Source organism: Agreia sp., assembly GCF_964263775.1.
GTDB lineage: Bacteria > Actinomycetota > Actinomycetes > Actinomycetales > Microbacteriaceae > Agreia.
Window position 1 is genome coordinate 1 of sequence record NZ_CAXVWM010000047.1, and the last position, 20296, is coordinate 20296.

At 66.7% G+C, this 20296-nt stretch carries 19 protein-coding genes, 2 rRNA genes and 2 pseudogenes; 19 read left to right on the forward strand and 4 right to left on the reverse strand.

From position 1 onward, the window contains the following. The 18 genes from ACE5CZ_RS04215 to der all read left to right on the forward strand — a co-directional run. Positions 1 to 405: ribosomal RNA gene (locus ACE5CZ_RS04215) — 23S ribosomal RNA — on the forward strand; the annotation flags it as partial. Between the two features lie 157 nt (positions 406 to 562). Then, positions 563 to 679: ribosomal RNA gene (gene rrf / locus ACE5CZ_RS04220) — 5S ribosomal RNA — on the forward strand. Positions 680 to 1039: 360 nt separating this feature from the next. Further along, a complete protein-coding gene (locus ACE5CZ_RS04225) occupies positions 1040 to 1957 on the forward strand; it encodes a hypothetical protein (RefSeq protein WP_374946106.1) in 918 nt (305 codons plus the stop codon). After that, positions 1929 to 2948, forward strand: coding sequence for an HAD-IIA family hydrolase (locus tag ACE5CZ_RS04230; protein WP_374946107.1), 1020 nt, complete (start codon positions 1929 to 1931; stop codon positions 2946 to 2948). The genes ACE5CZ_RS04225 and ACE5CZ_RS04230 overlap by 29 nt, the downstream gene beginning before the upstream one ends. Before the next feature lie 28 nt (positions 2949 to 2976). Beyond that, a complete protein-coding gene (locus ACE5CZ_RS04235) occupies positions 2977 to 3132 on the forward strand; it encodes a hypothetical protein (protein ID WP_374946108.1) in 156 nt (51 codons plus the stop codon). Beyond that, entirely contained in the window at positions 3125 to 3928 is an 804-nt protein-coding gene (locus ACE5CZ_RS04240) for a TlyA family RNA methyltransferase (protein WP_374946109.1), read from the forward strand. The genes ACE5CZ_RS04235 and ACE5CZ_RS04240 overlap by 8 nt, the downstream gene beginning before the upstream one ends. 2 nt (positions 3929 to 3930) lie before the next feature. Further along, positions 3931 to 4845, forward strand: a complete 915-nt coding sequence (locus ACE5CZ_RS04245) for an NAD kinase (RefSeq protein WP_374946110.1) — start codon at positions 3931 to 3933, stop codon at positions 4843 to 4845. Continuing rightward, positions 4838 to 6544: a DNA repair protein RecN gene (gene recN / locus ACE5CZ_RS04250; RefSeq protein ID WP_374946111.1), complete on the forward strand. Its 1707-nt coding sequence runs from the start codon at positions 4838 to 4840 to the stop codon at positions 6542 to 6544. The genes ACE5CZ_RS04245 and recN overlap by 8 nt, the downstream gene beginning before the upstream one ends. A 118-nt stretch (positions 6545 to 6662) precedes the next feature. Beyond that, on the forward strand, positions 6663 to 8426 hold the full coding sequence (locus ACE5CZ_RS04255; protein ID WP_374946122.1) for a CTP synthase: 1764 nt from the start codon (positions 6663 to 6665) through the stop codon (positions 8424 to 8426). Further along, complete coding sequence (locus ACE5CZ_RS04260; RefSeq protein WP_374946112.1) at positions 8419 to 9099, forward strand: NUDIX domain-containing protein; 681 nt, start codon at positions 8419 to 8421, stop codon at positions 9097 to 9099. Before ACE5CZ_RS04255 ends, ACE5CZ_RS04260 begins: the two co-directional genes overlap by 8 nt. 3 nt (positions 9100 to 9102) lie before the next feature. Then, on the forward strand, positions 9103 to 10029 hold the full coding sequence (gene xerD / locus ACE5CZ_RS04265) for a site-specific tyrosine recombinase XerD (RefSeq protein ID WP_374946113.1): 927 nt from the start codon (positions 9103 to 9105) through the stop codon (positions 10027 to 10029). A 70-nt stretch (positions 10030 to 10099) separates the two neighbouring features. Further along, complete coding sequence (locus ACE5CZ_RS04270) at positions 10100 to 11005, forward strand: ParA family protein (protein ID WP_374946114.1); 906 nt, start codon at positions 10100 to 10102, stop codon at positions 11003 to 11005. A 7-nt stretch (positions 11006 to 11012) separates the two neighbouring features. After that, positions 11013 to 11816, forward strand: coding sequence for a segregation and condensation protein A (locus ACE5CZ_RS04275; protein ID WP_374946123.1), 804 nt, complete (start codon positions 11013 to 11015; stop codon positions 11814 to 11816). Next, positions 11806 to 12429 carry an SMC-Scp complex subunit ScpB gene (scpB, locus tag ACE5CZ_RS04280; RefSeq protein ID WP_374946115.1) on the forward strand — a complete coding sequence of 208 codons (624 nt, stop codon included), beginning with the start codon at positions 11806 to 11808 and terminating at the stop codon, positions 12427 to 12429. Before ACE5CZ_RS04275 ends, scpB begins: the two co-directional genes overlap by 11 nt. Beyond that, entirely contained in the window at positions 12413 to 13261 is an 849-nt protein-coding gene (locus ACE5CZ_RS04285) for a pseudouridine synthase (protein ID WP_374946116.1), read from the forward strand. Before scpB ends, ACE5CZ_RS04285 begins: the two co-directional genes overlap by 17 nt. Before the next feature lie 2 nt (positions 13262 to 13263). Next, complete coding sequence (locus ACE5CZ_RS04290; protein ID WP_374946117.1) at positions 13264 to 14346, forward strand: prephenate dehydrogenase; 1083 nt, start codon at positions 13264 to 13266, stop codon at positions 14344 to 14346. Further along, on the forward strand, positions 14343 to 15083 hold the full coding sequence (gene cmk / locus ACE5CZ_RS04295; RefSeq protein WP_374946118.1) for a (d)CMP kinase: 741 nt from the start codon (positions 14343 to 14345) through the stop codon (positions 15081 to 15083). Before ACE5CZ_RS04290 ends, cmk begins: the two co-directional genes overlap by 4 nt. A gap of 25 nt (positions 15084 to 15108) precedes the next feature. After that, positions 15109 to 16617, forward strand: a complete 1509-nt coding sequence (gene der / locus ACE5CZ_RS04300) for a ribosome biogenesis GTPase Der (RefSeq protein WP_374946124.1) — start codon at positions 15109 to 15111, stop codon at positions 16615 to 16617. 336 nt (positions 16618 to 16953) lie between these two features. On the opposite strand, the pseudogene ACE5CZ_RS04305 reads toward der, so the two are convergent. Further along, positions 16954 to 17589 (reverse strand): annotated as a pseudogene (locus tag ACE5CZ_RS04305) (DUF222 domain-containing protein); the annotation flags it as partial. 92 nt (positions 17590 to 17681) lie between these two features. Between ACE5CZ_RS04305 and ACE5CZ_RS04310 the strand changes: the two are divergent. Continuing rightward, the gene (locus ACE5CZ_RS04310) at positions 17682 to 18077 is read left to right on the forward strand and encodes a DUF3054 domain-containing protein (protein WP_374946119.1); all 396 of its coding nucleotides are present in this window, start codon (positions 17682 to 17684) and stop codon (positions 18075 to 18077) included. A gap of 22 nt (positions 18078 to 18099) precedes the next feature. On the opposite strand, the gene ACE5CZ_RS04315 is transcribed toward ACE5CZ_RS04310, so the two are convergent. The 3 genes and pseudogenes from ACE5CZ_RS04315 to ACE5CZ_RS04325 form a co-directional block, all read right to left on the reverse strand. Next, positions 18100 to 18969 carry an ABC transporter permease gene (locus ACE5CZ_RS04315; RefSeq protein ID WP_374946120.1) on the reverse strand — a complete coding sequence of 290 codons (870 nt, stop codon included), beginning with the start codon at positions 18967 to 18969 and terminating at the stop codon, positions 18100 to 18102. Next, on the reverse strand, positions 18956 to 19969 hold the full coding sequence (locus tag ACE5CZ_RS04320; RefSeq protein WP_374946121.1) for an ATP-binding cassette domain-containing protein: 1014 nt from the start codon (positions 19967 to 19969) through the stop codon (positions 18956 to 18958). Before ACE5CZ_RS04320 ends, ACE5CZ_RS04315 begins: the two co-directional genes overlap by 14 nt. Beyond that, positions 19966 to 20296: pseudogene (locus tag ACE5CZ_RS04325) on the reverse strand (DUF2092 domain-containing protein); the annotation flags it as partial. The gene ACE5CZ_RS04320 and the pseudogene ACE5CZ_RS04325, both read right to left, overlap by 4 nt.

Here is a 20296-nt window from a genome sequence, read left to right on the forward strand (position 1 = left end):
CGATGTCGGCTCGTCGCATCCTGGGGCTGGAGTAGGTCCCAAGGGTTGGGCTGTTCGCCCATTAAAGCGGTACGCGAGCTGGGTTTAGAACGTCGTGAGACAGTTCGGTCCCTATCCTCTGCGCGCGCAGGAAATTTGAGAGAATCTGACCCTAGTACGAGAGGACCGGGTTGGACGAACCTCTGGTGTGTCAGTTGTTCCGCCAGGAGCACCGCTGATTAGCTACGTTCGGACTGGATAACCGCTGAAAGCATCTAAGCGGGAAGCCGTTCTCGAGATGAGATTTCCATACCATTCATGGTGAGAGACTCCCAGCCAGACTACTGGGTTGATAGGCAGGATGTGGAAGTAGGGACTAAAGACCTACGGAGCTGACCTGTACTAATAAGTCGATAACTTGATAACACCCCAAAACTGCGAAAAAACACTGCTTGCGTCCACTCTGTGGTTCTCGATGTACGGTCGAGAACCAAACACACACAACACCACCCCCCCACACACACGTGTCGAAAGGGATGGATCGTTGATGTCTGTTTGAAACTTCTAGATACATCTCTAGTGTTTCGGCGGCCATAGCGAGAGGGAAACGCCCGGTCACATTCCGAACCCGGAAGCTAAGACTCTCAGCGCCGATGGTACTGCAAGGGGGACCTTGTGGGAGAGTAGGACACCGCCGGACTCCAATTAAACGAATGGCCATTCCCACCACGGGAATGGCCATTCGTGTTTAACCATTCGCAACTGACTCGCGATCGACCGCGAGGCGCCGCGGCTCTTGCACCGTGTACCGTGTGCGAAGGGTCGAATGCGCTCGTGCGTCGAGCGTGCGCCCCGTCAGCCAACTACACAGCACTCAGAACACGCCGAACGATCAGTTTTGCGCGAGGAGATTTTCATGACCGATTCACCTGATCGCGGTCCACAGCGACCCGGACGACGAGACGATTCTCCCCGGCAGAACAGCGGTCCGCATGCAGGAAGGCCCTCCGGCTCGGATCGGCCGAATCGCGACGGCGACCGCCCCCAACGGGACCGGCCAGTGCGCGGCGGACGTCCCGACAGGGGATCGGATCGAAAGCTGTGGACGAGCGGTGGCAAGCCGGCTCGCAACGATCGTGACGCTCGTGCGCGCGAGGCGGAACTGAGTGAGGAAGAGAAGCAGGCGCGCGCCCTGCGGGCTGTGCGACCTCGCCACGATGACCCGGAGATTCCCGAAGGCGTCACCGCGCGTGACCTCGACAAGGGGGCCCGGAACGAGCTCAAGACACTGAGCAAAGAGAATGCCGAGGGAGTCGCCCAGCATCTCGCGATGGCCGCCCGGCTGATCGAGTCCGATCCCGAGTTGGCGCACCGGCATGCCACCTCCGCCGCCCGGCGGGCGGGGCGCATCGGCATCGTACGCGAGACCCTGGCGATCACGGCGTACGCGACGGGCGACTTCGCCCTGGCGATCCGCGAACTTCGTACCTACCGCCGCATCTCGGGATCGAACGAGCAGCTCGCGCTGATGGTGGACAGTGAACGAGGTGTGGGCAGACCCGACCGCGCCCTCGAGGTCGGTCGTTCGGTGCAGCGATCGGAGTTGTCCTCCGCCGCCCAGGTCGCTGTCGCCATCGCGATGAGCGGTGCTCGCCTCGACCTGGGCCAGACCGAGGCCGCATTGGACGAGCTGGACATCGCCCAGCTGAACCCTGACGTGGCGTACTCGTACAGTGCGGACCTGTTCTCGGCCTATGCAGATGTTCTCGAAGACCTGGGCAGGGCCGACGAGGCCGAATCCTGGCGGGATCGCGCTGCCCGGGCCGATGCCGCCCTGGGTGACGACGATGGCGACCTCGTCGAGGTCTACGAGGAAGACATCATCTTCGACTCGGTCGACGACGTGCTTGCGGATGCCAGCGCGGACAGCCGGACCGGGGACAACGGCGATGAACCTGTTCGCCCGTCGGAGTCGTAGCGTGGCGACCCCGCTCGATGGAGTGGACACTGTTCTGGCAGACCTCGATGGAGTCGTCTATCAGGGACCGAACGCGATTCCGTTCGCCGTCGAATCTCTGTCGCGAGTCTCCGCATCCGGCACCCGAATCGGCTACATCACCAACAATGCGTCGAGAACCGATGAGCAGGTCGCACAGCACCTGTCGAGCTTCGGCCTCGACGTCGAGGCGCGCGATGTGGTGACCAGTCCCCAGGCCGCCGTCCGTCTCTTGGCAGACCTCGTCGAGCCAGGGTCGCTCATCCTCGTTGTCGGCGGTGAGGGCCTCGTCGACGAGTTGGACAAGGCCGGGTTCGGCGTGACCCGCGAATCCGCTGACGAGCCCGCCGCCGTCATCCAGGGCTTCTCTCCCGAGGTGGGATGGAAGCAGCTGGCGGAAGCGAGCTTCGCGCTGCACCGCGGCATTCCCTGGGTCGCGACGAACACGGACTGGACCATCCCCGTTGCCGGTGGCATCGCCCCGGGGAACGGCACGCTGGTCTCGGCCGTGCACACCGCCGTCGGGCGCCTTCCCGTGGTCGCCGGCAAACCCGAGATCGCCATTTTCGACGAAGCGCGACGGCGCTTCGAGACCGTGTCTCCGCTCTTCGTCGGCGACAGGCTCGACACCGACATCCTCGGCGCCAACCGGGCCGGGATGCCGGTCGCCCACGTGCTGACCGGCGTGGACACTGCCAAGCAGCTTCTGTCGGCGAAGCCCGATGAGCGTCCTCAGTTCATCCTCGACGACCTTCGCGGACTGTTCGAACCGTACCCGCAGACGACGATCTCCAAGGACTCGCTGACTGCGACGGTTGGTGGCGCGAAGGTACTGCTCCGGGGCAACGATGTGGTCGTGGCATCGGCCGGCGACGATCGCACTGACCTGCTGCGCGCCGCGTGCGCGGTCATTTGGAACTCCGGTCGTGCCATCTACGGACTTCAGGTTCCCGAAGAGCTCTACGCGGGGTGAGACCTATGGCGGCGCTACGCTGGAACCTGTGACTGACACCGATCCTGAGACGTCGAACGCGCTTCTCCCGCGCCTGCGGGTGATCGAAGAGCAGCCCCTCGATGCGCGGGCAGACGCATACGTGCAGCTGCACGACGCGCTGCGAGTGCGCCTCGAGGGCGGGGACGCTCTCCTCGATGACTGAGTCACGACTCGATGCCGCCCTGTCGGCCACGGGCCTCGCCCGGAGTCGTACCCACGCCGCGCAACTCATCGCAGACGGAATGGTTCGCGTCGACGGCGTGGCGCAGGTCAAGGCGTCTCACCGGGTCCGCGAGGGTCAGGCGCTCTCCGTCGACGGTGACGACGGGTATGTGAGCCGGGCGGCCGGCAAACTCGTGGCGGCACTGGATGCCTTTCCAGATGTGGTCGTCGACGGCCGGCTCGCGCTCGACGCGGGCGCGTCGACGGGAGGATTCAGCCAGGTGCTGCTCGAGCGTGGTGCGAGGCAGGTTATCGCTCTCGATGTGGGGCACGGGCAGCTCGCCCCAGTGGTCGCGGACGATCCTCGGGTGCGAGTCGTCGAAGGCTTCAACGTGCGCTTCGCCACGCCGGAGGCGTTGAGCGCGGCCGCTCGGGTCGCCGAGTCCCCGTCACTCGTCGTGGCGGATCTGTCGTTCATCTCCTTGGCAACCGTCCTCCCGGCCCTGCAGTCGGTGGCGACGCCGAGCGCGGATTTCGTTCTGCTCGTCAAGCCGCAGTTCGAGGTCGGCCGCACCGGCATCCGAGAAGGCATCGTCAAGAATTCGGGATTGAGAGGCGAGGCGGTGGCGGGCGTTCTGTGGAGTGCCTTCGACTTGGGCCTCGGCACGGCGGGCATCACGCCCTCCCCAGTCGTCGGTGCGGCGGGAAACAAGGAGTACCTGATCTGGTTGAGCGCGATTGTCGGAGGCAATCCGACAGAATGGTTGGATCGCGTGACCAGAATGACGGGAGTCTGAGAATGGCGAGCCAGCGCAATATCCTCGTGGTGCTGCACACCGGCCGCCGAGACTCCGTCGACGCGGCGGTGCGCGTCTGCGCGCAGCTGCACGAAGCCGGAGTGAGGGCGGTCATCGCGCCTCAAGAGCTCGACGATGTCGGCGCCTATCCCGAGCAGCTCGCAGGGATGCCCGTTCTCGGCGTCGACGTAGACACGGCCGACCTCGAGCTCGTCATCGTGCTGGGCGGAGATGGAACAATTCTTCGTGCCGCCGAGCTGGTGCGCGGGTCCGCTGTTCCTCTACTCGGCGTCAACCTGGGCCACGTCGGATTCCTCGCCGAAAGTGAGCGCGAAGATCTCACCGAGTCGGTTCGACGGGCGCTCGCGCGCGACTATCACGTCGAAGAGCGCATGACCCTGTCGGTTCGGGTCAAGGTCGACTCCAAAGTGGTCTACGAGACCTGGGCGCTCAACGAGGCGACGGTCGAGAAGGCCAGCCGTGAGCGAATGCTCGAGGTCGTGATGGAGGTCGACGGCCGGCCGTTGTCGAGCTTCGGATGCGACGGTGTCGTGATGTCGACGCCGACGGGGTCGACGGCCTATGCGTTCTCGGCCGGAGGTCCCATCGTCTGGCCCAGCCTCGATGCACTGCTCATGGTGCCGCTCAGTCCTCATGCCCTGTTCGCACGTCCCCTCGTGGTCGGTCCCGATTCCGCCCTGGCGGTCGAGGTCCTTCCCCGCACACAAGGCACGGGTGTCCTGTGGTGCGACGGCAGGCGTACCCACGATCTTCCCTTGGGCGCGCGTGTGGTGGTGCGCCGGTCGCCGACTCCCGTGAGGCTGGCGCGGCTGCACCTCGGGCCGTTCTCGGATCGGCTCGTGGGCAAGTTCAACCTGCCCGTCACAGGATGGAGAGGCCCCGCGACCCGTGATTAACGAGATCTCCATTCGTGACCTCGGCGTCATCGACGATGCCGTGCTTCCCCTCGGCCCCGGCTTCAACGCCGTGACGGGCGAGACAGGAGCCGGCAAGACGATGGTCGTCCAGGCCCTTGGGCTCGTCCTCGGTGCACGCGCCGATTCCGGAACGGTCCGAAGTGGCAGCAAGCAGGCCTCCGTCGAGGGTCGATGGCTCGTTCCCGCGTCGGGCGAGGTCGCGATCCGGGTGAAGGACGCCGGGGGAGACCTCGACCTTCAGGGCAGCGACCTGGCGGAGCTCATCCTGCTGCGCACTGTCTCGAGCGAAGGCCGCAGCCGGGCCGTCGTCGGAGGTCGGGGCGCACCCGCCAGCCTTCTCGCCGAGCTCGGCGAGCATCTCATCGTGGTTCATGGGCAAGCAGACCAGATGAGGCTGACCTCGTCGGCCGAGCAGCGCTCGGCCCTCGACCGATTCGCCGGCGAGACGGTCGCGGGTGTCTCAGCGCGGTACTCGGGTGTTTTCAGCCAGGCCCGCGCCGCCCGAGCGGAGCTCGCGCGGCTCGTCGAGGAGCGCGACGAACGCGCGAGAGAGGCCGAGGGGCTCCGGGTCGCCCTGGCCGAGATCGACGACGTCGCCCCGGTCGATGGCGAAGACATCGAACTCGTGGAGCGCGCTGAGAAGCTCACCAACCTCGAAGACCTGCGGCTGGCGGCCGAAGAGTCTCGCGATCTCGTCTCGAGCGAAACCGGCGACTCGCACCCCGACATCATCGGACTCCTCGAGAATGCGCGTCGCCAACTCGAACGGGTCGCACCGCATGACGCGGCTCTGCAGCCCATCGTGGAGTCGTTGGCCAGCGCCGGGTTCCTCGTCGCCGAGGTGTCCACCCAGCTGTCGAGCTACCTCGCTTCGCTCGATGCAGATGGGGCAGCAGAGCTCGAATCGATTCAGCAGCGACGCGCGTCGCTGGCAGTACTGGCCAGAAAATACGGACCGGAACTCGGCGATGTCATCCGGTTCGGCGAGGCCGCCGGTCCGAGACTGCTCGAGCTCGACAACGATTCCGAACGCATCGAGCAGCTCGGCGCCGAACTCGAGGATCTCGATACGCGGTCTGTTGCACTGGCCACCGAACTCACCTCCGCGCGAACGGAGGCGGCCATCGCACTGTCATCGCGGGTGACCGACGAACTCGCCGCGCTGGCCATGCCCACGGCCCGGCTGGTCATCGAGATATCGGCCAGAGACGAGCTGACGGCCTCGGGAGCGGACGCGATAACCTTCCTGCTGCAGCCCCACGGCGGCAGCACTCCGCGTCCGTTGGCCAAGGGCGCCTCGGGCGGCGAGCTCTCGCGCGTGATGCTCGCCATCGAAGTCGTCCTCGCCGCCACCGATCCTGTTCCCACCTTCGTTTTCGACGAGGTCGACGCCGGAATCGGAGGGGCGGCCGCCATCGAGATCGGACGCCGACTCGCGCTTCTGGCCGAGACGTCGCAGGTGATCGTCGTCACGCACCTCGCCCAGGTCGCAGCGTTCGCCACGAACCACCTGAGTGTCGTCAAAGACTCGTCGGGTGCGGTCACTGCGTCGAGCGTCACACAGCTCGACGGCGACGCGAGGGCGGCAGAGATGGCCCGTCTTCTCTCCGGTCTTCCCGATTCGAAGAGTGGTCTCGAACATGCCCGCGAGCTGCTCGAGCTCGCGTCTTCGGGGTAGCACGGCTCGATCGGCACGCCCGCCGAGCGAGATCCGCGGGTCACACCGCCCGCAGCGACTGTTAGGATGAAACTCCGTGGCAGATGGTCAAAAAACCCAGGTCCTTTCCGGCTCGTCGATGGCATCCCAGGCGGGCGCTCCGGTGACCGACCTCCCCTCGATTTCGAACACCCCGACGAAGCACATCTTCGTCACGGGCGGCGTGGTATCCAGTCTCGGCAAGGGCCTCACCGCCGCGAGTCTTGGCAACCTGCTCACGGCTCGTGGGCTGCACGTCGTGATGCAGAAGCTCGACCCCTACCTCAATGTGGATCCGGGAACGATGAACCCGTTCCAGCACGGAGAGGTCTTCGTGACCGACGACGGCGCAGAGACCGACCTCGACATCGGTCACTACGAGCGCTTCCTCGACATCAACCTCGACCAGGCGGCCAACGTCACGACGGGGCAGATCTACTCGACCGTCATCGCCAAAGAGCGACGCGGCGAATACCTCGGCGACACGGTGCAGGTCATCCCGCACATCACCGACGAGATCAAGCGGCGCATGCGCCTCCAGGCCGAGCAGCCCGCAGACGGTTCAGCCAGACCCGATGTGATCATCACGGAGATCGGGGGAACGGTCGGCGACATCGAGAGCCAGCCGTTCATCGAGTCGGCTCGCCAGGTACGGCACGAACTCGGCCGCAAGAACGTCTTCTTCGTGCACGTCTCGCTGGTGCCCTACATGGGGGCATCGGGCGAGCAGAAGACGAAGCCCACCCAGCATTCCGTCGCCGCCCTGCGTTCCATCGGCATCCAGCCAGACGCTCTCGTGCTGCGCAGCGATCGACCGGTATCGGAGTCGAATAAGCGCAAGATCGCCCTGATGTGCGACGTCGATGAAGCCGCGGTGGTGAACGCCGTCGACGTTCCCAGCATCTACGACATCCCGACGATGCTGCACGACCAGGGCCTCGACGCCTACATCATCGACAGCCTCGACCTAGCCGAGGGCGCCGGCGATGTCGATTGGTCGCGCTGGTCGCCGCTCCTCACGGCCGTGCACGAACCGAAGCACGACGTCACGATCGGTCTCGTCGGCAAGTACATCGATCTTCCCGATGCGTATCTGTCGGTGACCGAGGCGCTCAAGGCCGGCGGATTCGCCCACAAGACGAAGGTCGCCATCAAGTGGATCCCGTCTGACGACTGTGAGACCCCCGAGGGTGCCGCCCGGGAGCTGTCCGACGTCGACGGTATCTGCGTTCCCGGCGGATTCGGCGTGCGCGGCATCGAAGGCAAGCTGGGGGCGCTGCGATTCGCGCGGGAGAACGGAATTCCCACTCTCGGGCTGTGCCTCGGCCTGCAGTGCATGGTCATCGAGTACGCCCGGCACGAAGCCGGTCTCGAGGGTGCGTCGTCGAGCGAATTCGATCCCGACACCGAGTTTCCCGTGATCGCGACGATGGCCGAGCAGGTCGACATCATCGCCGGGGGAGACCTGGGCGGAACGATGCGCCTCGGGCTCTACGAGGCCGATCTCGCCCCGGGCTCCATCGTCGAGTCGCTTTACGGCGGCCCGGTCGCGAGCGAGCGACACCGTCACCGCTACGAGGTCAACAACCACTTCCGCGCACAGATCGCAGACGCGGGTCTCTGGTTCAGCGGAACATCGCCCGACGAGTCGCTGGTCGAGTACGTCGAGCTGCCCCGCGCCGTGCACCCGTTCTACGTCGCCACGCAGGCGCATCCCGAACTGCGGAGCCGGCCCAGCCACCCGCACCCGCTATTCCGCGGGCTGGTCGAAGCCGCCCTCGAGCGCCACGAGGCGTCGAGTCTCTTCTCTGAAGACGAGGCGTCGTCGAGCAGCGATGTCGAGGAGGTCGCGGCTCGTGCCTGAGCAGCGGTCCTCGAGCCAGTCCGGGCAGCAGCTTCAGCAGAACGTGCTGTCCGACGAGCGCGTCGACCTGAGGGTCGTGTCGAGCGACGTGGTCTTCGAGGGTGCGATCTGGGACGTTCGACGTGAGACCTTCGACTACAACGGCCAGCAGATCACCCGCGAGTTCGTCGACCACACGGGGGCCGTCTCCGTTCTCGCCGTCGACGACAACGAGCGTGTGCTTCTGATCAAGCAGTACCGGCATCCCGTGCGTGCGCGGGAATGGGAGATCCCGGCCGGGCTCCTCGACGTCGCCGACGAGGATCCCCTCGAGGCGGCCAAGCGCGAACTCGCCGAGGAGGTCGACCTCGCCGCCGCATCGTGGAGCGTGCTGAGCGATTACGTGACGACCCCCGGCGGAAACAACGAGGCGATCCGCGTCTATCTTGCTCGAGACCTCAGCGACACCGACACCTTCGAACGCGAGCACGAAGAGGCCGACATCGAGAAACGGTGGGTGCCGCTCGACGAGGCGCTCGATGCGGTCGTCGCCCGGCGCATCCAAAACCCGTCTCTGGTGGTGGCCGTCTATGCGGCGGCGATCTCTCGGTCTCGCGGCTGGTCGACCCTGGGGGCGGCCGATGCGCCGTGGCCGCAGCGCGAGGTGCTTCGCAGCTTCAGACAGTCGTCGTAGCCCGTGGCGCTCGAGCCGCAGGTGCATGAGTATCTGCGCCACCTGACGATTGAGCGAGGCCTGTCTGCCAATACGCTCGCGGCCTACGCGCGTGATCTGAGACGCTACACGGACTGGCTCGACGCGCAGGGAGTGAGTGACGCGCGCCTCATCACCCCGGCGCAGGTCGGGCTCTTCGCCGGATCGCTTCGCACGGTCGACCGCGCCGATCAGACACAGTCGGCCCCGCTGGCCGCGTCGAGCGTCGCCCGCGTCCTCTCGTCGGTTCGGGGGCTGCATCGCCACCTCACCGACGAGGGAGCGATCGATTCCGATCCGGCTCGAGAGATCAAACCGCCCAAATTGGCCAGCAGGCTTCCCCAAGCCATCACGATCGACCAGATGAGCATCCTTCTCGGCGCCGTGATCGGTGACGACGTCTTGGCACTGCGCGATCGCGCCCTGCTCGAAATGCTCTACGCCACGGGCGCACGAGTGTCCGAGGCCGTCGGACTCAACGTCGATGACGTGATGGACGACTCCGAGATCGTTCGTCTGGTGGGCAAGGGCAGCAAGCAGAGGGTCGTTCCGGTCGGCAGCTACGCGCGAGAGGCCGTGGATGCCTACCTCGTGCGGGCGAGGCCGGTTCTGTCGGCGCGTGGCCGGGCCACACCCGGGCTCTTCCTCGGCCAGCGCGGACAGCGACTGTCGAGGCAGGGTGCGTGGCTCGTCATCCAGTCGGTCGCCCGGCGTGCCGAACTCGAAGCGCACGTGTCTCCGCACACGTTCCGTCATTCGTTTGCAACTCATCTGTTGCAGGGAGGCGCGGATGTGCGGGTCGTGCAGGACCTGCTGGGTCACTCATCCGTGGCCACCACACAGCTGTACACGCTCGTCACCGCCGACACGCTGCGCGACATGTATGTGACGGCGCACCCGCGGGCGCGCTGATACGCCTACACGGTGCGGCGACGCGGGGCCGGTACAGTTGAGTTCGATCCGGCGACAGCTGCCGGAAGGAATGGGAGCAGCGTTCGTGGCGGGCAACAAGAACACCGGTCGGTCCGAGCTTCCGGGACTCGAGACACCGAAGTTCGGCCCCACGGGGCGACCCCTGCGCGAGTTTCCCGATCCCGCCCCCCTGAAGTCGCACGGCCCCGCGCGCATCATCTCGCTCTGCAACCAGAAGGGTGGAGTCGGCAAGACGACGACCACCATCAACCTCGGAGCGACCCTCGCCGGCTATGGACGACGAGTGCTCGCCATCGACTTCGATCCGCAGGGCGCCCTCTCGGCCGGGCTCAACGTGAACACGCACGACGCCCTGACGATCTACGACCTGCTGCTCGGCAGCGCGAAGGATCCGTCTGCCGCGATCCAACACACGTCGGTCGAGGGCCTCGACGTCATCCCCGCGAACATCGACCTGTCTGCCGCCGAAGTGCACCTCGTCAACGAGGTCGCCCGCGAGACGATCCTTGCTCGCGTGCTGCGTAAGGTCAGCTCTGACTACGACGTGATCCTCATCGATTGCCAGCCCTCGCTCGGACTCCTCACGATCAACGCCCTCACCGCCAGTCACGGAGTGTTCATCCCGCTCGAATGCGAGTTCTTCGCGCTCCGCGGCGTCGCACTGCTCGTCGAGACGATCGACAAGGTGCGCGACCGGCTCAACCCCGCCATCGAACTCGACGGCATCCTCGCCACTATGTACGACCCGCGCACTCTTCACTCCCGCGAGGTGCTCGAGCGGGTGGTGGATGCGTTCGGCGACGCCGTGCTCGAAACCGTGATCGGGCGCACGGTCAAGTTTCCCGACGCGTCGGTCGCGGGCCGCCCCATCACCCAGTTCGCGCCGGAGCACGCGGCGGCGAAGGCCTACATGCAACTCGCCCGAGAACTGGTCGCGCGTGGCGCGGTCGCCTAGCCCAGACCTGCTCGCGGGCGAGAAACCGCCCGCGTTCGAACTCCGGCTCGATAACTTCGAGGGCCCGTTCGACCTGCTGCTCTCGCTCATCTCGAAGCACGAACTCGACATCACCGACATCGCGCTCAGCACCGTCACCGATGAGTTCATCGGTTTCCTCCGGGGCCTCGACTCTGCGGAGGAGCTCGACCGTGCGTCGGAGTTTCTCGTGGTCGCCGCGACCCTGCTCGACCTCAAGATCGTGGGCCTGCTGCCGCAGGGCGAACTGGTCGACGCCGAAGACGTGGCATTGCTCGAGGCGCGAGACCTGCTGTTCGCGCGCCTGCTGCAGTATCGGGCGTTCAAGCAGGTCGCCCGCTGGTTCGGCGAGAGCCTCGACGCCGAGTCGACTCGCCATGTGAGACAGGTGCGACTCGAGGAGAAATACCGACAGCAGACCCCTGAACTCGTCTGGACACTGACCCCCGACGACTTCGCCGCGCTTGCGGCCCTGGCGGTGGCCCCGCGGGAGATCCCGACCGTGGGACTGGAGCATCTGCACGCGCCGCTGGTGAGCATCCGGGAACAGGCGGCCCACGTCGTGACGTTGCTGCGCTCGAGCGGCGGGCCCGTGTCGTTTGGACAGTTGATCGCCGGCATCGCCGAGAAGGGGATCGTGATTGCTCGCTTCCTCGCGGTGCTCGAGCTGTACCGGCACGCGTCGATCTCGTTTGAGCAGATCGAACCACTCGGCGAACTCACGGTCAGTTGGACGGCCGAGTCGTGGACCGAGGAGAACCTCTCTAATCTGGGAGCGGACTATGACAACTGACACGTCGATCGACGACATCGCTTCACCCGACGACCCGGTTGCGCCGGCGCCCGTGCCGGTGTCCGACGTCGACCGCGCACTCGAGGCCATCCTCATGGTCGCCGACGAGCCGCAGAGCCTGGTCGCCCTCGCCACGGCCGTGTCACGCCCCGTCGCCGTCGTTCGGCAGGCCATCGAGCGGCTCGTCGACGACTTCGACGGCGTCGGCGGGTCGGTCACGCGCGGGTTCGAGCTGCGGGAGGTCGGGGGCGGCTGGCGCATCTACGTTCGTGCAGACTACGACTACGTGGTCACCGACTTCGTCTCGACCCAGAACCCGTCGCGGCTGAGCCAGGCCGCCCTCGAGACGCTCGCCGTGATCGCGTACAAGCAGCCCATCTCCCGAGGTTCGATCGCGTCGATCCGTGCCGTCAACGTGGACTCTGTCGTGCGCACCCTGCTCGGCCGCGGTCTCATCACCGAGGCGTCGACGGATGCCGAGACGCACGCGATCCTCTACGGCACGACGGATCTCGTGCTCACGCAGTTGGGCCTCAACTCCCTCGACGAACTCCCCCGGATCTCGCCACTGCTCGCAGACGGCGCGGAAGGCTTTGATGAACAACTTCGATGACAAAAGACCAGGATCGGCCCACGAGGCGAAGTCGTCGGATGAGACCGGCGTTCGACTGCAGAAAGCGATGGCGGCCGCGGGCGTCGCATCACGGCGGGCCTCGGAGGAGTTGATCGCCGCGGGACGCGTACGCGTAAACGGCCAGGTCGTGCGCGAACCCGGGCGCCGCATCGATGCGGTCGTCGACACGCTCGCCGTCGACAACATCGCCATCCAGCTCGACCAGTCGAAGCGCTACGTGATGCTCAACAAGCCCGTGGGCATCGTGTCGAGCCTCGCAGATGAGAACGGCCGACCGGATCTGCGCGAGTTCACAGACCAGTACGACGAGAGACTGTTCAACGTCGGTCGCCTCGACGCCGAGACGTCGGGACTGCTGATCCTCACGAACGACGGTGACCTCGCACACGTTCTCGCACATCCGTCGTTCGGCGTGCTGAAGACCTACATCGCCAAGGTGCGCGGAGCGATGACGCCCCAGACCGTGCAGAGGCTCACGAACGGAATCGACCTGGAGGACGGTCCGATCGCGGCCGACAAGGCGCGACTGCTCGAGACCTCGAACGGCTTCAGCCTCATCGAGATCACCCTGCACTCCGGCCGCAACCGCATCGTGCGCCGCATGCTGAAAGAGGTCGGGCATCCGGTCGTCGACCTGGTGCGCCGGTCGTTCGGTCCGGTGCACCTCGGCAACCTGCGCGTGGGTGCGACGCGGCAACTCAGCGGCACCGAGCTCGGCCAGATCCTCACGCTGTCGCGCTCGAAGGACTCGCCCAAGCCGGCTGCGTCGTCCGAGCCGTCGCTCGAGACGTCGCTCGAGACAGGGGAGTAGCCATGGCTGAATCCCGCCTCACCGGCCAGGTGCGCGTCGTCGGTGTCGGGTTGTTGGGCACGAGCATCGGCCTCGGCCTCCGTGCCCGCGACGTCGACGTCATCCTCGCGGACGCATCGCCGACCAATCTGAGCATCGCCATCGACTACGGCGCAGGCCGAGGTGCGCGGCCCGACGATTCGCCGCAGATCATCGTCGTCTGCGTGCCCCCCGACGTGACGGCGCAGATCGTCGCCGGCGAGCTTCTCGCGTACCCCGACGCCCTCGTGACCGATGTCGCGAGCGTCAAACTCGCACCGCTGGCCGAGCTGCGCGCATCCGGTGCCGACGTGTCGCGGTACCTGGGTTCGCATCCGCTCGCGGGACGCGAGCGGGGCGGCCCCCTGTCGGGCCGAGCCGATCTGTTTCTCGGACGCCCCTGGGTCGTGGCGGACCACGGGGGAGTCTCGAATCAGCGCGGGGCGCTGCTCGACGCCCTCATCCTCGACCTCGGAGCAACCCTCGTCGAGATGAGCCCGGAGCAGCACGACTCATCGGTGGCGCTCGTGTCGCACGTTCCCCAGGTGATCTCGAGCGTGATGGCGAGACGGCTCACCGACGCGCCTGAGGCTGCCGTGAACCTGTCGGGCCAGGGCCTGCGCGACGTCACCCGGATCGCGGCGAGCGACCCGGAGCTCTGGGTGCAGATCCTCGGTGCCAACGCCGCGCCCGTAGCCTCGGTGCTGCGAGACTTTCGCGATGACCTCGACCGGTTCATCGAGGCGCTCGAGCAGCCCTCGCACGGGTCGTCACGCCGCCGCATCAACGAGGAGCTCGTCGGAGGAAACGTGGGCGTCTCCCGCATCCCCGGCAAGCACGGGCTCGACAGGCGGTACTCGACCCTGGTCGTCATGGTCGACGACAAGCCGGGCGAACTGGCTCGGCTCTTCGTCGAGATCGGTGAGGCGAACGTGAACCTCGAAGACCTGCGCCTCGAGCACTCGCCGGGCGCCCAGATCGGCCTGGCCGAAATCTCGGTGCTGCCCGAAGCGGTGCAGCGCCTCACCGACGAACTGTCGCAGCGCGGCTGGAGGATTGCAGCATGACCACCCCACATCGTGAGAGCACACCATACGAGAACTTCGCCGACACGAACGGCGACACCACATTCGTGGTCGCCATCGACGGCCCGGCGGGCAGCGGCAAATCGAGCGTGAGCAAGGAAGCGGCCGGCGCCCTCGGGTACGCCTATCTCGATTCGGGCGCCTGCTATCGCGCTCTGGCCTGGAGCCTGCTCGAGCGCGGCGTCGACCTTGAGGACCCGGCCGCCGCCATCGACGCACAGAAGACCTTCGACCTGTTCATCGGAACCGATCCCGACGCGTACTTCGTGCGGGTCGGCGAGACTGACGTGACCGAGGCCATTCGGGAACCCCGCGTGACGAACGCCGTGCGGCACATCTCGAAGATTGCCGAGGTGCGCGCCGGGCTGACCTCGCTGTTCCGGCGCATCATCCGGGCCACGCCGAACCCGGGCATCGTGGTCGAGGGGCGCGACATCACGACCGTCGTCGCATCCGATGCGCCCGTCAGAATCCTGCTGACGGCGTCCGAAGAGGCTAGAATGGCGAGGCGTTCCAAGGAACTGACCGATCAGAGTGCTGCCGTCGTGGGTGAACAGCTCCGGTTTCGAGATCAGGCCGACTCTCGAGTCGTCGATTTCATGAACGCCGCCGATGGTGTTCTCACCCTCGATTCAACCGAACTCGACTTCGACCAGACCGTTAACGCGGTGGTCGAGATCGTCCACACTCAAACAGCGAGGATCTCGCATGGCCGATAAAAAGGCTCCCAACCCGTCCAGCCCGATGACCGACTCCGAAGACGACTTCGAGGGCACCGACCCCACCCTCGGCGACCGCCTCGGCGGACTCGACGACGAGCTGATCTCCGCGCGCACCGAGACGCTGCGCAGAGGCCTCGCCGACTTCGAACTCGACGACGACGACCTCGAGGTCCTTGAGGCCGCGACCGACGACCCCGACGCCATCACCTACCTGCCGGCGCTTCCCGTGCTCGCGATCGTCGGCCGCCCGATCGTCGGCAAGAGTGCACTCGTGAACCGCATCCTCGGCCGCCGCGAGGCCGTCGTGGAGGACACCCCCGGTGTCACCCGCGACCGCGTCTCGTACAAGGCCGAATGGAACGACCGCTTCTTCACCCTCGTCGATACAGGCGGCTGGGAACCCGACGCGAAGGGCATCAATGCGTCCGTCGCCATGCAGGCCGAGATCGCCATTGACCTCGCCGACGCCGTTCTCTTCGTCGTCGACGCCAACGTCGGCGCCACATCGACCGACGAGCACGTCGTTCGCCTGCTGCGCAAGGCGAAGAAGCCGGTTTACCTCGCCGCGAACAAGGTCGATGACCTGCGCCAGGAGCCCAACGCCTCGGCGCTGTGGTCGCTGGGCCTCGGCGAGCCATACCCGGTCTCCGCGCTCCACGGCCGGGGCGTCGCCGACCTGCTCGACATCATCCTGAAAGATCTGCCGCCGGTCTCTGCCGTGGCCAAGCAGGAAGTGGGCGGGCCGCGGCGCGTCGCCATTCTCGGGCGCCCCAACGTCGGCAAGTCGTCGCTGCTCAACAAGGCCGCCGGCGAGGAACGCGTCGTCGTCAACGAACTCGCCGGAACGACCCGCGACCCGGTCGACGAGCAGGTCGAGATCGCCGGACGCATCTGGCGGTTCGTCGACACCGCCGGTATTCGACGCAGGGTGCACCTGCAGCAGGGTGCCGACTTCTATGCGTCACTGCGCACCTCGGCGGCCCTGGAGAAGGCCGAGGTCGCCGTCGTGATGATCGACGTGACCGAGCCGATCAGCGAGCAGGATGTGCGCATCATCGACCTCGTGCTCGAGTCCGGACGCGCACTCGTTCTCGCTTTCAACAAGTGGGACATGCTCGACGACGAGCGTCGGCGCTACATCGAACGCGAAATCGAACAGGATCTCGCCCACGTGTCGTGGGCGCCCCGGGTCAACATGTCGGCCAAGACGGGTCGCCACCTCGAAAAGCTCGTGCCCGCGCTCGAACTCGCGCTCGAGTCGTGGGACACCCGTCTTCCGACCGGCAAGTTCAACGCTTTTCTGGCGGAGCTCACGTCTGCGCACCCGCACCCCGTGCGTGGCGGCAAGCAGCCGCGCATCCTGTTCGGAACGCAGGCGTCGAGCCGGCCGCCGACATTCGTGCTGTTCACGACGGGGTTCCTCGACCCGGGTTACCGCCGCTACATTCAGCGCCGGCTGCGCGAGGTCTACGGCTTCGAAGGCTCGCCGATCATCGTCAGCATGCGAGTGCGTGAGAAGCGCAAGCGGTAGACGACGAGCACGCGAGCAGACGAGCAGACGAGCACGCGAAACAGATTGCGAGAGGAGCGTCGAGCCGCTTACAGGGTGGGCGCTCCTTTCAGCGTGACCGCGGGATGCGTGACGTACTTCTTCTTCGTCGGCGACGTGAATTCGAGGGTGCCGCCGCCGCGGTGCACGTAGCTCCAGTCGGTGCGGTGCTTCAGGGAATGATGCCGACGGCAGAGATGCGCCAGGTTGTCGTGGGCCTTGAGACCGCCGACGTTCCAGTCGGTGCAGTGATCGCAATCGCACCGCCGCGCCAGTCTGTTGCACCCTGGAGCCCCGACAGGTCTCGTCGCGCACGCTCAGCCAGCGCCGAAGGTCGGCGGGAACCTCGTAGCGGTCGCGCCCGACGGACAGCACAGTGCCCGTCTCGGGATGCGTGAGAAGTCGGAAGAAGCTCGGAGCGTGTGCAGCCACCCGCCGCGCGGTGTCGGCATCGATCGGTCCGTATCCTTCGAGTGTGGCCGGTTCGTCGCTGACCCCGATCAACGTGAGGGCGGGCACGGTGACTAACACGGTCGGTCGGATGCCCTGGGTCGCCCCGGAGAGCGCCGGCTCGCCGTTCTCGAGAAGGTCGAGAGCGACATCGCCGATCAGCTGGGTGAGTGAGCGGCTCTCGTCGGCCGTCTGAAGGCCCCGTGCGATGTCGCTCAGTCGGTTGTGGACCGCCTGAGGACGCTCGCACGGCACGTAAGCCGTGAGCCAGGACATGCCGGCGTGCGCCGGTTTCAGCTCGATCGAACGGTCGAGCGCCGCCCGCGCCTTTCTCGCCTGGATGCTCTCCGGGTGCCTGATCTCCCGCAGGCGCCGGGCACGCCGCTCGAGCTTGGCGACGGTCAGAGTCTCGGCCTCGGGCAGGATGGCCTCTTCGAAAGGAATTCGGCTCTCTGCCGGCAGCGAGAGGGCTTGATCGATGATGACCGGGCGGTGCGTGCGTATCGTTCATCGTGGGCATGTTCCAAGTCAACAGGCACCCTCCGACATCGCCCCGAGCGGCGCCATCACAGGGCTGAGAACCGTAGGATCTTCCCGTGCCCACCCCCGTCGCAGCCCCTCGACTCGCCCTCATCGCCGCCGCTGCCGACCTCGTGCTGGTGCTCGTCTTCGTGCTCATCGGCCGAGGCAGTCACGAAGAGGGCTTCACGCTGCTCGGCACGCTGAACACCGCATGGCCCTTCGTTGCGGGCCTAGCCCTGGGCTGGCTGGTCTCACGAGCGTGGCGTGAGCCCCTGTCGCTGCGGAGAGCGGCCCTGCCGGTCTGGGCATCCACGGTCGCCGTCGGCGTGGCGCTCAGGGCCCTGAGCGGTCAGGGAGTCGCCCTGTCGTTCGTGATCGTGACCCTGCTGGTGCTCGCCGTCTTCCTGTTCGGCTGGCGCGCCCTCGCCAAGCTCGTCGTCGCCCGCAGAACTCGACGCGAGACGCACTGACCGTCACACGGGACGGCGCACGTTACGACAGGATGTCCTTGGTCGAGAATCGTCCATAGGCGAGTGCCCCGAAGACCACGACATAGCCGAGCTGCAGCACCGCGTTCTGACCGAACGACGACCACTCGATGGGCTGGCGCAGCAAGTCGGCGAAGTTCAGCCAGTAGTGGCTGAAGAGCCACGGATGCAGCCACTCGGTTTGTGACAGCGAATCCAGCACCTGAGCCACGATCGACAGTACAACCGTGGCGGCCATGGCTCCGACCGGCGCGTCGGTGAGCGTCGAGATGAACAACCCGATCGCCGAGAGGCCGAGTAGCGACACCGTGGCGTAGAGGGCGATCAGCAGCGAGCGAACGAGCGAGTCGCCTATGCCCACGGTGTCTCCAGAGAGCAGGGTGACCGGTCCGACCGGGAACAGCGCGATGCCGATGAGGATGCCCGCGATCGACAGGGTGAGGGTGGCAGCGAGGCAGAACACGATCGCGGCCAGGTACTTCACGACGAGGAGGCGAATGCGCCCGACGGGGGAGACCAGCAGGTAGCGCAGAGTCGCCGTATTCGCCTCCCCGGCTATCGAGTCGCCAGCGACGACGCCGACCGTCAGCGGAAGGAAGAGCGGGATCGCGATGGTGAGCCCGGCGATGCCGACGAAGAGACCGTTCTGGGTGATGCTGTCGATGAACGCCGGTCCGCGACCGCTCGAGCCCGCTGAGGAGACGCGCACGGCGACGGCGATGAGAATGGGCACGGCCGCGAGCGCCAGGAGCATCGCCCAGGTGCGGCGTCGGCGGAACAGCACGACGAGTTCGGAGGCGAAGAAACCCGCTCCGATGCTGCGCGTGGCACGGCGATCGGCCAGGCCGGTGCGGGGCGAATCACTGAACGACATCGAATCCCTCCCCGGTGAGCGCCACGAAGAGATCTTCGAGCGACGCGTGCTCGACGCTGAAGCCGCGCACCCGCACTTCGGCGGCGACGAGGGCCGCGACGATGTCTTCGGCCGCGACAGTCTCGGGCAAGGCCGCCGAGAGGGTGGTGCCGACGGGGCTGGCCACGGCCGCGCCGGCGGTCGCCTCGGCGACCGGGCCCGTCGCATCCGGATGCCCGGGGTCGAGACCCAGCGCGAGCAGCACTCGGGCGGCGGCGTCGGTGTCGGGCGTCGTGACGCTCACCCGGGTCGAGCCCGCAGAGCGCAGCTCGTCGAGCGTTCCCTGGGCCACGAGTCGGCCTGCCCGCATGACAGCCGCGTGGGTGCACATCTGCTCGATCTCGGCCAGCAGGTGGCTCGAGACGAACACGGTCGTTCCCTCGTCGGCGAGCGACCGGATGAGACTGCGCACCTCGCGAGTTCCCTGCGGGTCGAGGCCGTTGGTCGGCTCGTCGAGCACGATCAGATCGCGCGGCGTGAGGAGGGCGTTGGCGATGCCGAGGCGCTGCTTCATTCCCAGGGAGTAGGCTCGCACCTTTTTGTCGGCCGCGTGACCGAGGCCGACCCGGTCGAGGGCTCGGGAGACCCGGGCAGTGCGGGTTCCGCCCGGGGCGAACCCGTCGGCGGAGTCGAGCCTCCGCAGGTTGGCCGAGCCCGATAGGAACGGGTAGAAGCCCGGTCCCTCGATCAGGGCCCCGACGCGGGGCAGCACCGATCCGAGCTTGTGAGGCATACGCTCGCCCAGCACACTTATCTCGCCGTCGCTCGCCTGGGCCAGTCCCAGCAGCATGCGGATCGTCGTCGTCTTTCCCGACCCATTGGGGCCGAGGAAGCCGAAGACGGAACCGCGTGGCACCGACAGGGCCAGGTCGTCGACTACGGTCTGGCGACCGAAGCGCTTCGTGAGCGCCGTCGTCTCGATCGCGAGGTCGGACGGGCTCGCGACTATGCCGTCGGTCACTGCGCGGCTGCCGCCTGCAGGCTCTCGACCGGCACGGCGCCGGCGAGCACGCGTCCGTCGTCGGTGATGAAGACCGTCAGCAGCGTGGTCTGAAGCACGTGGCCCCCCTCGACCGAGGTCGTCAGCTGCGACAGCATCGGCGAGTCGGTGAGCGACGCGGGGTCCGCTGCGGCGGGGAGTTCGACGACCGTGTCCCATCCCGTTCCCGTGACGGTCGGCTCGGGGTGGGTGCCCGCATCCGGAAGCGCGCTGCCGTCGGCGGGAGCGTCGTCACGATTCGGGATCGTCTTCTCCGTGACCTCGGTGCCGGACGGGGGCGTGAAGTCG

Excerpts from the sequence above, each read along its gene's own strand:
- ACE5CZ_RS04245 (WP_374946110.1), top strand. The coding sequence starts at position 3,931 with ATGGCGAGCCAGCGCAATATCCTCGTGGTGCTGCACACCGGCCGCCGA.
- ACE5CZ_RS04270 (WP_374946114.1), top strand. The coding sequence starts at position 10,100 with ATGGGAGCAGCGTTCGTGGCGGGCAACAAGAACACCGGTCGGTCCGAG.
- ACE5CZ_RS04240 (WP_374946109.1), top strand. The coding sequence starts at position 3,125 with ATGACTGAGTCACGACTCGATGCCGCCCTGTCGGCCACGGGCCTCGCC.
- scpB (WP_374946115.1), top strand. The coding sequence starts at position 11,806 with ATGACAACTGACACGTCGATCGACGACATCGCTTCACCCGACGACCCG.
- ACE5CZ_RS04285 (WP_374946116.1), top strand. The coding sequence starts at position 12,413 with ATGAACAACTTCGATGACAAAAGACCAGGATCGGCCCACGAGGCGAAG.
- ACE5CZ_RS04290 (WP_374946117.1), top strand. The coding sequence starts at position 13,264 with ATGGCTGAATCCCGCCTCACCGGCCAGGTGCGCGTCGTCGGTGTCGGG.
- der (WP_374946124.1), top strand. The coding sequence starts at position 15,109 with ATGACCGACTCCGAAGACGACTTCGAGGGCACCGACCCCACCCTCGGC.
- ACE5CZ_RS04230 (WP_374946107.1), top strand. The coding sequence starts at position 1,929 with ATGAACCTGTTCGCCCGTCGGAGTCGTAGCGTGGCGACCCCGCTCGAT.
- ACE5CZ_RS04315 (WP_374946120.1), bottom strand. The coding sequence starts at position 18,969 with ATGTCGTTCAGTGATTCGCCCCGCACCGGCCTGGCCGATCGCCGTGCC.
- cmk (WP_374946118.1), top strand. The coding sequence starts at position 14,343 with ATGACCACCCCACATCGTGAGAGCACACCATACGAGAACTTCGCCGAC.
- ACE5CZ_RS04255 (WP_374946122.1), top strand. The coding sequence starts at position 6,663 with ATGGCATCCCAGGCGGGCGCTCCGGTGACCGACCTCCCCTCGATTTCG.